Genomic DNA, 13428 nt, shown 5'->3' on the forward strand with positions numbered 1-13428 from the left:
CGCCTCAGGCTGGGTTTGGTTTATACAGTTTATTTGCCGCTTCTAGATCAGTAGGCAGCTGCTGTTAAAAGCAAAGCATCAAAAAAAGATTAAGCAGAATTTAGTGGTTTTAGTTCTGGCAATATTCATCGCCGAACTGGGTCTGATCATATTCGGAATTACTATTCCCTATGAGAGTCTTCTCTTGGGCGCTCCGCTCGTCGGTGGCACCCTTATAGCCGGTGAATTATTTGGTGTAACCAAGAATCAGCTGATTTCTGAGTTAGAGAAAGCCATACATAATAACTCTGAAGCCAGTCAATCGACAGAACCTGTAGAGCGATAGCGAATACTTCTATAAGCGCTATGTTTTTTGCACCACGATATGACCTTTACGGAGGAACTCGGCCGGCGACTCGTAGATTGTCGATTTAGCCAGCGCTCAGTCACCCAAAGGCCTCTTACCCTAGCACAACATCACGAAAATGGATTACACCTCTGCCAATAGTCGCTATAGTCGAGGCGCCGATGTTGCTTGAACATCGTCATGGCACGGTATAAGGCGATCAGCCTATTTCTGTGTTAGAATCTAAGTATTCTCCCCCCGCTCCAATAAGGCCGTCAATTTGACCGCCATAGACTGCACTTCAGTCAACCCAGACCACTGGTTTCGCTTCGCTTGATTGCTGTAAGCGGAATCGACATTACTTAATTTTCTAGAGCTGAAAATCGATACTATGACGCGAGAAACATTACGTTTTAAAGTTAAACGAAAGACCGAGCCTAAACCAGACGATGCGCTAGCCAATGAGGTCTCCCATGACGACCCCAAAAAACGCTTTTTGAACGGCGTTGCCATCCATCCTTCCGAATGTATTCGCTTAGAAGCAGGCTCTGCGGAGTTCACCGCTAGAGCAATAGACCTCATCTCGCCCATCGGTATGGGCCAGCGCGGTTTAGTTGTTGCCTCGCCGGGCTGTGGTAAAACCACCATGCTAAAGCATATTTGCCAGGCGGTCGGGAACGCTTATCCGGAGATAAAGCTCTATGCATTGCTCATCGACGAGCGCCCGGAAGAAGTAACAGATTTCAAGCGCAGTGTGCCGGCAGAGGTCCATGCTTCATCCTCGGACGATAGCTACGATCAACACGCCCGCGTGGCCAATGACCTGCTTAATATTGCCATCCGCGAAGCGGGTGAAGGTCATAATGTGATGATTGTTATCGACTCGCTCACTCGTTTGGCACGGGTCCACAATGCCAAACGTAAGAGCAGCGGCCGGACCATGTCAGGCGGCCTGGACGCTAACGCGATGGAAATACCGCGCAAGATGTTCGGTGCAGCACGAAATATTGAGAACGGCGGCTCGCTTACCATACTCGCCACCATACTGGTTGATACCGGTAGCCAGATGGATCAGGTCATCTTCGAGGAGTTTAAAGGCACGGGCAATATGGAAATTGTGCTCTCGCGGGATGTTGCCAGTCTGCGGATCTTCCCCGCGCTGGATATAGCGAAAAGTAGCACGCGGCGCGAGGAACTGCTGATCAAGGCGAGCGATATCGGCAACGTGCGAATGTTACGCCGGTCTCTGAGCAATCTTAAGCCGGAAGAGAGCGCCAGCAAACTGGTAGACTTGCTGCAGATGCACCCAACCAATGCTGATCTATTAAAAGCTGTTCAGAGCGAGCAATCTTAAAAAATAAGGCAATAGGCATTGCTTCGCACGGGTGACTGAGTACTGCGGTTCGTTATTCAGGTTTTGTATACCCAAGCTCCCAGCGTCGTCTGCAGTAACATGCAGAATACCGGTTACCCGCTTGGGCTATTCACCTTACAGAGCCTAGGTGTCCCAAGCGGCGTAACGAGAAGCGGAATCATCCCGCCAGCCAATCCAGTAGGATCCGACTGACCGCGTTGGGCTGCTCCATCGTCGTCATATGGCCAGACTGTTCAATGGCTACCAATCGGCTACCCGATACCAGATCGGCCATTGCCTGATGCCGCGCCAATGGGCTCCAGCTGTCTTGTCGACCCGAGGCGAACAGGGTGGGGCAGGCTAAGGCCGCGAGCACCGGCGTGGCGTCGGGCCGTGTGATCAGCGCAGTCAATTGGGCTTCAAAGCGTTCAACCGAAAAACCTTCAATCATATCTAAGATGGCATTGCACAGGCGGGTATCGTCCAGTCGCTCTGGGTGGACCATGCCTTGCAACCAGTCCAGGCCCATCACACGCATACCGTGCTGGCGGGCGATGTTCAGCAGGCGCATGCGCCCGGCCACTTCCTTCTCGCCCGGAGCGCCGGCCGCGAGGCCCTGGTAACCGGTATCGAGCAGCGCCAGTCGGCTAACCCGCTGCGGTGCTTGGCGGACTAGTTCGAGCGCTACACGGCCGCCCATCGAATGGCCGGCCAGGGCGAACGGGCCGGTTACCTGGGCCAGCGCCATATGGGCCATCTTAGCGATCGAATCCGATGCCTCATAGTGCGCCACAATGCATTGAATACCGCGTTCAGCCAGGGCGGGTATCTGGTCTTGCCAGACGGTGCCATCACAGAGCAAGCCCGGTAGTAGCAGAACAGTGTCCGCCCGGTCGTGCAGATTGGCCTCGTTAGAGAGCTGTTCAGAACGTTCGACCCGGCTCATCGTACTAGCCCTTGTGGCGTGGCATTGAGTGCAAAGGCGGCTCGGCGCTCCTGCAACCACCAACGACCATCTTGCCAAATCAGTCGGTCGTGAAAGGCGCCGATCAGGCAGCGCTGTACCGTAGCACCAAAGATGGGGTCAGCCGACTCGGCTGCGTCACTCGAATAGAGGGTGACGTAAGCGCTGCTGGTGGCTTCGGTGGCGGACTGGCAGGCGATACGAAGATTAGAGATTAGATGGCGATTAATCCGCGTTGCCGGTGTGGCGCTATAGGATAGGGCGATAGCCGCCGGCCCCACCAAGGGCTCCGGGGTGGTCGGGCGGTACAGGGCGCCATCCGCGGTAAATAGGGCCGCAAAGGCAGTAAAATCGCGTTGATCGACCAGATGGCTGGCTTCAATAATCAGCTGGCTGATGGCACCGTGCTGGTGCCAGAATTCTGCTTCGGCGATGTTTTGCATAGGGCTCTCTCATTTTTTTATCAGCCCCTAGCATACGGTTATCAACGCGTTACGGGCCGGTGGAACACACCGTTCCAGTTTGTATCCTGCTGCGGCCCAACCCGGCACCTTAACCCAAGATCAGCGGATTCAACTGCCACATGGCAAAATTTAACGCGCTGGCAAAGCTCACCCAGAGGAAGTAGGGCACCAAGAGCAGACCGGCCCAGGCTGAGACGCGCCAAAACAGCACGATGTTGACGGCAATCAGCACCAACAATAGGACTATATCGACGAACGCCAGCGCACCCAGATACCAGGCGAAAAACAGCCAGCTCCACAGGGCATTAATGATCAGTTGGACCAGAAAGACTGCGAACGCAGGACGATTATTTTGCAGCCCACCCACGCGCCAAACCAGCCAGGCGGCAATGCCCATAAAGGTATAGAGCAAGGTCCAGACCGGTCCGAATAACCAGGCCGCCGGCGCCCAGGCCGGTTGGATCAGCTCGCCATAAAAGTCACTCGCTTGCACCGCGGCCGCGGCGCCAATGCCCGAGGCCAGGTAGCATAGAACCAACCAGCCCACTAAGGCCAGGATGGGTCGGTATTTTGATTGTGTAGTCATTTAGATTCCCTCTATGTAGACGCTTGGTTTACTGCTGGGGGTATGGTACGCCGGGCTTGGAATGAGCGCTATGGACTAGATTGCGCGCCAACGAAATTTTGTCGAGAAGTCTCTGGTACGCCCTAGCCAAACCAAAAAAGCTGACCCGCAGAGCCAGCTAGCCTGAGGTAGAAACGGAGCAATGGTTAAAAGGGCGGTAACGCTCCCTCAGGCTCCTGCGCGCTTAGGCTCGGCGTGGCCCGGGAGTAGCTGGCGGGGGTATTGTTGGTGCAGAGTTCTCGCAAAAAGTCGATAAACAGACGAGTACGGGCATTGAGCATGCGCTTGCTGGTGTACACCGCCGACGCCTTGGCGGTGGTCTGCAAGAGCACCTCGGGGGCCACCTGGACCAGAGACCCAGCCTGGATTTCACCGTAGCAATAGAGCGCCGGCAAGAGGGCAATGCCAAAGCCGTTGAGCACGGTGTCGCGCACCATGATAGGGTCGGTGGTCTCGAGCGCGGCATTTAGGGTCAGGCTGTGTAGGTCACCGCGAATACGCACCCTTAAGGGTGTGCGATTGTAACGTTGCTCGCAAATTTTCACCTGACTCACCAATCGGTCCAAGTCATCAAGCTGACTCAGATTGCGCGCCACCGCTGGGGTGGCGACCCAGAGCAGCGGCGACTCGACTAAGGGCACGCCAATCAGATCCGAGTCGGGCAGGTCGCCGACCTGCACCGCCACATCGATATTGTCACCAATCAGATCCACCGCTACCGGGCTGATGCTCACGCGCACGGTGATACCCGGATAGCGGCTGTGGAAGCGGTGCAGATGGCCGGCCACCACTAGGCGACTGAAGGCCATCGGCAAGGACACCATGAGCTCGCCGCTCGGTTCTTTGGTTAGACCATTCATATGGGCATCGGCCGATTGAATCTGCTCCATAATCAGCTGGCAATGCTTGTGGAAGATCTCGCCTTCCTGGGTCATGCGCATCTGGCGTGAGTTGCGTTCGAAGAGTCGAACCTGCAGCTCCTCTTCCAACCGATGAATAAACCGACTGACGCTCGACTTGGGCATGCGCAGCGCGCGCGCGGCGGCTGAGATGCCGCCGTGCTCAACCACGGCGACAAAGATGGGTAGATCGGCTATGTTCCACTGCATGAACGATTCGTCCTAAACACTTAACTTGTTCCAGATTCTGCCTTTAACTATGCTGCTTGTCATCCATTCTGGGGCTCTATCCAAAAAAAAATACAACACTGTAAGTCACAAGAGCGATAGACCCCGCCCGAATACCACCGCCATGGAGACACACATGCCGAAAGATTACGAAGACATACCCGGTACCTATGTAATGGACGGCCGTCATTGCCGTTTGGGTTACCAGCTCAATATGTTTTGCCTGTCATTAAACGAGGCCGCCAATCGCGAGGCCTTCCGTGCCGATGAAGGCGCCTACCTGGCACAGTATCCGGTGACCCCAGCCCAACGCACCGCGGTGTTAGAGCGCGACTGGCTCGGTATGCTGCAACTGGGCGGTAATATCTATTACACCTTTAAGTTGGCGATCTTCGATGGTCGCTCGATGCAATACGTTGGCGCGGCCATGTCTGGCGTCACCGAAGACAGTTTTCGCGAGATGATGATCGCTGGCGGCCGTTCGGTCGAAGGCAACCGCAGTAAGAAGGAGCAGGCCCGTGGCTAAACTGATTTGTGGTGTGGGCACATCCCATGTGCCGGCCATTGGCGCGGCGATTGATAACGGCAAGACCCAGGATGCCTACTGGAAGCCCTTGTTCGATGGCTATCAGCCGGCACGGGATTGGATCCAGGACAACAAGCCCGATGTGGTGATCGTGGTCTTTAACGATCACGCCTCGGCCTTTAGCCTCAAACTGATTCCGACCTTTATAATCGGCGTCGCGCCGGAGTTTAAGCCGGCCGATGAAGGCTATGGCCCGCGTAAGGTACCGTCCGCCGAAGGCGATCCGGATTTTGCCTGGCACCTGGCCGAACATCTGATCCTCAATGAATTTGATATGACCATCGCCAATGAGATGGATATCGACCACGGCTGTACCGTGCCGCTGTCCATTATGTTCGGTGAGCCCGAGCAATGGCCGTGCAAGATCGTGCCGCTGTGCGTTAATGTAATCCAGTATCCGGCGCCGACCGCGAAACGCTGTTACGATCTGGGTCGGGAAATCCGCGCCGCAGTCGAGGCCTATGGCCCCGATACCAAGGTGGCGATTTTCGGCACCGGCGGCATGTCGCATCAGTTGCAGGGCGAACGCGCCGGACTGGTCAACGCCGACTACGATCAGAACTTCCTGCGCATGCTCACCAGCGACCCGGAGCAGCTGAAGACCCTGAGCCATGTCGAGCTAATGCGCGAAGCCGGTACCGAGGGCATTGAACTGGTGATGTGGCTGATTATGCGCGGCACCATGAGCCTGGATGCAAAGGAAATCTATTCCTTCTACCATGTGCCGGCCTCAAACACCGGCGCGGGACTGATCATACTGGAAGATTGAACCGGAGCGCGCGGCCCCACTGCCTCGAGCAGGGCCGCGTATCCCTTACCCACTAATAAGTGTGGCGTTCAACCCGATTGCGCAGACAGCCGACGGGTGAACGCACTGGAGAGCATTATGATTATCGATTGCCACGGCCACTACACCACCGCACCGGACGAGTTGGGTCACTATCGCGACCAGCAGAAAGCCGACCTCAAGCAGAACGCCGATCACCTAGCCCAAAAGGGCACATTGGCGATCAGCGATGAGCAGATCCGCGCGACCATTGAAAATAACCAATTGAAGCTGCAGCAAGAACGCGGCACCGACCTGACCATCTTCTCGCCCCGCGCCAGCTGGATGGGTCACGACCTGGGCAATGAAAGCACCAGCGTGGCCTGGACCGAACACAGCAATGACCTGATTCGTCGCGTCTGCGATCTGTTCCCGAGCAACTTCGCACCGGTCGCCCAGCTGCCCCAGAGCCCGAATGTTGCGCCTAAGGCCGTGGTTCGCGAGCTGGAGCGTACCGTCAATGAGATGGGCTTTATCGGCTGTAACCTGAACCCGGACCCGTCCGGTGGTTTCTGGAAAGACAAGCCGCTGCACGACCGTTTCTGGTACCCGATCTACGAGAAGATGTCTGAACTGGATATCCCCGCCATGATCCACGTATCGGGCGCCTGTCACCCCAGCCTGCACACCACCACCTCCTATTACCTGGGTGCCGATACCACCGCCTTTGTGCAACTGATGATGTCGGATCTGTTCAAAGACTTTCCCCAGCTGAAGTTTATTATTCCGCACGGCGGTGGCGCAGTGCCCTACCATTGGGGCCGGTTCCGCGGTATCGCGCAGGATCAGGGCTTGGGGGATTTGGCTGAGCGAGTGCTCAACAATATCTACTTCGACACCTGTGTGTACCATCAGGAAGGCATCGACCTGTTACTGGATGTAATTCCAACCAAAAACATCCTCTTCGCCTCGGAAATGATCGGCGCAGTGCGCAGCATCGACCCGACCACCGGGCATTACTTTGATGACACCAAACGTTATATCGATGGCAATAAGAAGCTCTCGGCAGCGCAAAAGCAGGCCATCTTCGAAGACAATATCCGCACCGTCTTCCCGCGTCTGCAGGCCTGATCGGGGCATAAAAAAACCGGCGCTGCGGATACCCGAGCGCCGGTCTATATATTGAGTAATGTCCGGCTGCTAGCTAGTGGCCAGCCCGACGTTATTCTTCGCCAACACCTGCTCGGCACGATAGCTGGAACGTACCAGTACGCCCGACACCACTTCCAAGAAGCCCATATCCAGACCCCATTGACGATACTCCTCGAACTCGGCCGGCGTGACATAGCGGTCTATCGGGTAATGGTTCACCGTGGGCTGCAGATACTGACCAAAGGTCACAATATCGACATTAGCGGCGCGCAAGTCGGTCAGAGTTTCGCGAATCTCCGCCTCCGTCTCACCCAAACCGAGCATGACACTGGTTTTGGTCAGCACGTCTGGCCGATAGGCCTTGGCATGGGCGAGCACGGTCAGGGTCTGATCATAGGACGCGCGTGGGTCGCGCACCGGATGGGTTAAGCGGCGTACCGTCTCAATATTCTGGGCAAAGACCACTACGCCGGAATCGACCACCGTTTCAATATCGGCCAAGACGCCGAGAAAATCGGGCGTGAGCGCCTCAACGGCGACATCCGGATTGAGTTCCTTGACCTTTTGGACACAGGCCGCATAGTGACCGGCACCGCCATCGGGCAGATCGTCCCGGTTGACCGAGGTCAGCACTATATACTTCAACTTCATCAACTGAACCGAGCGGGCGGTGTTTTCCGCCTCATCGGCGTCCAGCCAACCCTTGGGGTTGCCGGTGTTCACCGCACAGAAACGGCAGGCACGGGTACAGATATCGCCCATCAGCATGATGGTCGCGGTACCGGAGCTCCAGCACTCACCCATATTGGGGCACTTGGCCTCTTCGCACACGGTGGCCAGCTTGTGTTCGTGCACAATAGTCTTGGTACGCTCAAAGGCCGCACCGCCCTGCAACTTGACCCGCAACCACGAGGGCTTCGGCAAGCGCTCGGCCTGCTTGGGCGTGGCCTTAATGCCATCTTTGATGGCGGTAATGCCCTTGGCATTGACGAATTTAGCGCCACTGGGGATGTTGATGGCAGGTATAAGCTTGTTGTCAGACATAGTAGCGTTCCGCACCGCGGCCCTTGGTTGAGATATGGCCACTATGATAAACACTCGGGCCCGGTATTGCATTTTTCTTGGGCAAATTTTGGCAAGCTTGACAAAGTTCACCCGGAACATGGGCCCTGGGCGGGGTGGAGCGCCGCCGCCATGGTCGCTGAGCGCTTAGTTTAGGTGTATTCGAATTCCACCCGACCTGGTCAGGATTTAACTGAGATGCCATGCTGTATATTGTTATTTTTGGGGCATTGGGTTGAATCGGCGGATAGGGGGTAATGGGATGAACCTGCATGGAAGGCCTGCTCTGATAATCGGCTTTGTACTGGCCATCTCGGCCTGCGGCGGTGGCTTAGTCGGCATAAAAATAAAGGTCGTCGATGAAAATAATGTACCTATTGAGGATGCAGCAGTAGCCCTTGAATTTATGTTATCGGAAGGTAGCAACAGCTGTAGAGGGCACACCGACAAAAAAGGCAAAGATAGTGCGATTCGGTTCGGCACGTTTGGTACTTGGTATTTGGTTACAAAAGAAGGGTATTACGATACTAAAGGTGATTTCGGCTATGGCAATCACGATGCGACGGTAATTTTACGGGAAAAGAAAAACCCAATTCCAATGTATGCTAGGAAAACTCATCTACGTGCTGATAGGAAAGATCTTAAAGGCCATTGGGTTGGCTATGATTTTATGGCAGGGGACTATGTTCCGCCTCACGGGAATGGCTTGCATAAAGATTTTGAGTTTTTCTATACCTTTGACGAAGTGGATTTTTTAATAATCAATATAATTTAGCTATTCGATTTCCAAATGAGGGGAGCGGGCTTATTGGGTTTAAAGTGAAGGGTTCTACAAGTAAGTTAAAATCAGATTATTTGGCGCCTGAGGTCGGATACAAAAGTGAATCTAAATATTATGAATATAGGTCCAGTGATGATCCGATGGAATCTAATTTCAATAGGTTTAGAATGTACTACTTTCGAATAAGAAGTCAGGTGGATGAGGATGGCAAGGTGGTTTCAGCCCTATATGGAAAAATGTCCAGCGAATTTCCAAAGCTACATTATTACCTAAACCCAAACGACAACGACCGAAACGTAGAGTTTGACCCAAAGAAGAATCTATTCATGAACTTACCCAAAGAAGAGCGACAAATTGGATTAACAGTGCACAGCACTTTGAACGCTCATTTTAGTTATTTGCAGGAAAAGTGGCTTCAGTCAAAGCAGCTGGTGAGTCTTTAGGTTGCTGGCGCATTCCGACAGTCGGGGCCCTGCTGACTTAGGATGTGATTGAATATTTCAAATCTCAATTCAATTCGTCTGAATGAAAGCCTTGCCAATCAATCATCATTCCACTGTATCTAAATATTTTAATATTAGAACGGCGGCGTGACTGCGTCGCCTTTTCTTAGACGGACCGATATTCGCTATGAGTACTAAAGTGGATGTTCCTCTAAGGCTCGCGCTCAGGCTCCCTGTCAGGACAGAGTTCATCCGATATGACTATTAAAATATACATTAATATTAACTGGGCATGTCTATACATCCGAGTTTATCGCCATGCGTCTTGCCGCATTGGCGGGTCTTAAGGTTGCACCGGTAAAGATGATCCAGGCAGCCAATTAGAAACCTGTCTTGCAACAGCGAATAATTTCTCTGTCAAAAGATGATGCGCGTAACATTTTTGAAAAAAATATCCGTGACAAAGGGAAGCCGGCCCTCCGTCTGCGCTGAGGCCGATGTTAGCGAAGTTGATCGTAAACTACTTTTGGGGCGGTAGTTTTTAAATGCGTTTTCAATCGAGATGAACTGATAAGTCGGGCCATATTATTTAGAGAGGCTTAATGTGAGACCCACTTCAATACTGGTTATCTCCCTATGCCAGCAAGCGGTAGGTCCCACGATATTTTCGCAATGAGCCGATGTGTGATGCAAAATACATGAAATTACGGAAATGTGTGAACGATGTCCCTCGGTTAAATGTGCTGGGCCGCGCTGGGGCTTGGCGTAACCTATGTTGAATTTCAACAATTCAACAATCGGAGAGCAGGGGAGTCAAAGCCATTGATGTTTGGCGACATCCCCGGTCACCGGCGCGGCTGACTCAGAATGCTGCGCACATAGGCTGTGCCGTACTGGGCAAAATCACCCAATAGGTCGGCCACAACTGTTTCCATACGCTGATAGGCCTCTAGGCCAGATTCCTGCAAGACAATATCCGGTAATTGGCTTTTCACGCCAAGATCGGAGTATTCAATGGCCGAATCGTTAATGAACTTTGCCGGCATGGCTTGCTGCAGAACCCGATCGACTTGCTCAGCCTTATCGTAAGCGGTTTTTGCGATCAGCCCGATTACCTGTTCATTGGTAAATGGGACGCTGGTTTCCGGTGGCACCAAAGCGCTGATCAATGGGCTGGTTTGGTGCGCAATATAGGCACGGTCCATCACTTCCTGTTGGAAGTCTTCCAGTGCCGTATGGCGGTTCGAGGTCAATTGAGTCGCCTTTTGCTGCGCACTCGGTAGGCCGATCACGCCCAACACGCCGGGTATTAGAATATCTAAGGTGCTGGCCCCGGGTAAGGGGGTGACATGGTATGGGTTGGAGAAGTCGCCGACATAGTGCAAACCCCAGCCCATAAACCGCCAGCCCCAGTAATCATGGCCTTGGGCAAAAGCAAACTCGGCTAATTGCTTAAAGAGTAAGATGCGGTATTCCGGATAGGTGCGTTTGAGGAAGCCGCCGGCGGCATAGATAATCTTTGGCTCATGATAGAAGCCCATGTGAAACGGGGCCTGCGTGCCATAGGGCAGGGCCGGATTGCCAAAGGGTTGAGCACCAAAACCATACTCTAGGCCATAGTCGGTATTGCTGTCGGTGAACAGGCCAATGTCTAAGCCGTGGTCGGGTTCATCATTAGCCGTGGTGACCACGTCCAGTGGCGCCACACGGCGTCCTTCAGTCAACTGTATTAATTGGACCTCTTCCAGGTGAACTGGGTCGGTTAGGGTTCTGACATCGCTTGCCGCGATCGGCATGCCGTCTCTCGCCTCACCGGGTAATAACTGAACGTAAAGCGCGAGCTTCGAATTGGGGTTAATACGGATCGCTTGAGTGAAACGCTGGCGAACGCTTTGGGCATCGCCGTTGGCGATAAAACGCAGACTGTCTGGCCGGGGCGCGTAATGCCATAACGAATTCCGCAACTGCTGCTCCTGTTCATCCAGAAACACGGCCAGGTCTGATTCCGTGGCCATCAGGAAGGCCTCTATGCTTTCCACCTCGACCGGGGCGGCATCGCGTACCTCGGGTAAGGCCTGCAGTAGGTCGTGACTGATGAGCGTGTGGTTGGACCAGCTGTATACCCAGGGGGCCTGGGCCGCCAGCAATAACAGTAGCAATAGGGATTTTAATTTCATATTATTGACCAATTAGGGCTTAAAAGCAGAGGCTAACGTAGCGCATTCGCCTTGATAAACCCAGTAGTCATTCTGCGCGGCGATGCCATGGTTCACGATGACGGAGCAGCCAATCTTGTTCGGCGTGCTGCGCTTAATAGAGGCTGGGTAAGTCTTCAAACCCTAGAGCGTCCGGCCTGGGGCCTTGGCAGTTCCGACACAGCGATTAACCAACCAAATTCTACCTTGTTCACCGTTGCACCTATTTGATAAGTAATTATCAAAAAGGCTTTGTGGTGAAAATAATAGTATGCCGCTCTGGTTCCCTTGAAGTGGGCTCTGGTTTCCTTGAAGTGGGCGCTGGCACAACACTAATAGAATTTTTGGCCGCTCATCCCCGAGTGGCTGTAACAACTGAGACATTAAATTGGAGACGTAATGCCCGATATCGTAGTGATGTTTTTTATGCTTGGATTGGTCGCCGGTATCGTCCGCTCGGATTTAGCCGTGCCAAAGGCGACTTACCAAACCTTGAGTTTGTTGCTGATGTTAACCATCGGCCTTAAGGGCGGGATGGCTCTATACGGCAATATGGGTTGGCAAGTCCTGCCGGAATTACTAACCGTGATGGCCTTGGGTGCTTTGATACCGGTACTCATTTTCCCCATCGTACGCAAAGTCATCGGTTTGAATTTGGCAGACAGCGCGAGTATTGCCGCTCATTATGGTTCCGTCAGTGCCGGCACCTTTGCCGTGGCGCTGGCTTATGTCGAAGCCCGCGGTTTGGTTCTGGCCCCAGAAGTGACCCTGTATCTTGTTGCAATGGAGCTGCCCGCTATTGTTGTCGGTCTGTTGATTTATCGTCGTTTTCAAAAGCGGACCGTTGGCGTGGTAAAGCCGACGATGGCCAAACTGTGGCATGAGGCCTTTACCAACCAGGGTGTCATATTGCTGTTAGGCGGCGTAGTAATTGGTCTAATGTATGGACCGATAAAAGGCGCTGCCGTAACCGATTTGTATACCGGTGCCTTCAAGGCGGTACTGGCGTTATTTTTACTGGACATGGGCTTAACCGCCGCATCAACATTGAGACCCTTTCCTCTGCATCATTGGCGCTTATTAACTTTTGCCTTGATCGCCCCGCCAATATTGGCGGTGATCGGCATCACCGCCGGTAAATTGCTCGGCATGTCCGAAGGCACCTTGATTATCGTTGCCAGCTTGACCGCCAGTGCATCTTATATTGCTGCGCCAGTAGCGATAAAAGGCGCGATACCCGAGGCTGATATCGGCCTGGCGATGTTAGCCGCTCTTGGGCTTACTTTTCCGCTCAACGTCCTAGTCGGAATTTCGTTTTATCATTACTTAATTTTGCTGTGATCGCTGCTTGAAAAGCTAATTTAAAAATCACCCAAAGCAGAACCCTGGCTTAAGCCTCGATAGTCAATTGACGCTCTATCGAGGTGTTTGTCCCGTAGGCAAGCGTGACGCCTAAGTCCGGTTATTCATCGCTCCTCGGCGCTGGTTAATTGCCAAGGTCGGTTTGACGAATAGCCAATACTAAACTAGGTTAAGCCGCACATGGAAATACGCTATGCGCGGGGGTATTGGATGTTCACAAAA

At 53.4% G+C, this 13428-nt stretch carries 12 protein-coding genes; 6 read left to right on the plus strand and 6 right to left on the minus strand.

Annotated features, from left to right (window positions below; genetic code table 11):
• The first annotated feature begins 716 nt into the window (after positions 1-716).
• The gene (gene rho / locus AC4FIC_RS08845; RefSeq protein WP_100256094.1) at positions 717-1679 is read left to right on the plus strand and encodes a transcription termination factor Rho; all 963 of its coding nucleotides are present in this window, start codon (positions 717-719) and stop codon (positions 1677-1679) included.
• A 178-nt stretch (positions 1680-1857) separates the two neighbouring features.
• Here rho and AC4FIC_RS08850 read toward each other — a convergent pair whose 3' ends face one another.
• From AC4FIC_RS08850 to AC4FIC_RS08865, 4 genes are all read right to left on the minus strand, one after another.
• Positions 1858-2625, minus strand: coding sequence for an alpha/beta fold hydrolase (locus AC4FIC_RS08850; protein WP_100256095.1), 768 nt, complete (start codon positions 2623-2625; stop codon positions 1858-1860).
• The gene (locus AC4FIC_RS08855) at positions 2622-3086 is read right to left on the minus strand and encodes a nuclear transport factor 2 family protein (RefSeq protein ID WP_100256096.1); all 465 of its coding nucleotides are present in this window, start codon (positions 3084-3086) and stop codon (positions 2622-2624) included. Before AC4FIC_RS08855 ends, AC4FIC_RS08850 begins: the two co-directional genes overlap by 4 nt.
• Positions 3087-3195: 109 nt before the next feature.
• Entirely contained in the window at positions 3196-3693 is a 498-nt protein-coding gene (locus AC4FIC_RS08860) for a TspO/MBR family protein (protein ID WP_100256097.1), read from the minus strand.
• Positions 3694-3878: 185 nt separating this feature from the next.
• Positions 3879-4841, minus strand: a complete 963-nt coding sequence (locus AC4FIC_RS08865; protein ID WP_476194210.1) for a LysR family transcriptional regulator — start codon at positions 4839-4841, stop codon at positions 3879-3881.
• A 154-nt stretch (positions 4842-4995) separates the two neighbouring features.
• Here AC4FIC_RS08865 and ligA point away from each other — a divergent pair, with 154 nt between their 5' ends.
• The 3 genes from ligA to AC4FIC_RS08880 all read left to right on the plus strand — a co-directional run bounded on the left by ligA (position 4996) and on the right by AC4FIC_RS08880 (position 7342).
• Positions 4996-5385, plus strand: coding sequence for a protocatechuate 4,5-dioxygenase subunit alpha (gene ligA / locus AC4FIC_RS08870; RefSeq protein ID WP_193437319.1), 390 nt, complete (start codon positions 4996-4998; stop codon positions 5383-5385).
• Positions 5378-6214 (plus strand): class III extradiol dioxygenase subunit beta, encoded by an 837-nt coding sequence (locus AC4FIC_RS08875; RefSeq protein ID WP_100256100.1) that lies wholly within the window; start codon positions 5378-5380, stop codon positions 6212-6214. Before ligA ends, AC4FIC_RS08875 begins: the two co-directional genes overlap by 8 nt.
• Before the next feature lie 117 nt (positions 6215-6331).
• Entirely contained in the window at positions 6332-7342 is a 1011-nt protein-coding gene (locus AC4FIC_RS08880) for an amidohydrolase family protein (protein WP_100256101.1), read from the plus strand.
• 69 nt (positions 7343-7411) lie between these two features.
• Here AC4FIC_RS08880 and lipA read toward each other — a convergent pair whose 3' ends face one another.
• Entirely contained in the window at positions 7412-8407 is a 996-nt protein-coding gene (gene lipA, locus AC4FIC_RS08885) for a lipoyl synthase (protein WP_100256102.1), read from the minus strand.
• Positions 8408-8687: 280 nt separating this feature from the next.
• On the opposite strand from lipA, the gene AC4FIC_RS08890 reads away from it, so the two are divergent.
• Complete coding sequence (locus tag AC4FIC_RS08890; protein WP_100256103.1) at positions 8688-9200, plus strand: hypothetical protein; 513 nt, start codon at positions 8688-8690, stop codon at positions 9198-9200.
• A gap of 1294 nt (positions 9201-10494) precedes the next feature.
• On the opposite strand, the gene AC4FIC_RS08895 is transcribed toward AC4FIC_RS08890, so the two are convergent.
• Positions 10495-11826, minus strand: a complete 1332-nt coding sequence (locus AC4FIC_RS08895; protein WP_100256105.1) for a hypothetical protein — start codon at positions 11824-11826, stop codon at positions 10495-10497.
• Positions 11827-12243: 417 nt separating this feature from the next.
• Here AC4FIC_RS08895 and AC4FIC_RS08900 point away from each other — a divergent pair, with 417 nt between their 5' ends.
• Complete coding sequence (locus AC4FIC_RS08900; RefSeq protein ID WP_100256106.1) at positions 12244-13185, plus strand: sodium-dependent bicarbonate transport family permease; 942 nt, start codon at positions 12244-12246, stop codon at positions 13183-13185.
• The last annotated feature ends 243 nt before the right edge of the window (positions 13186-13428 follow it).

It is taken from the genome of Reinekea sp., assembly GCF_982785585.1.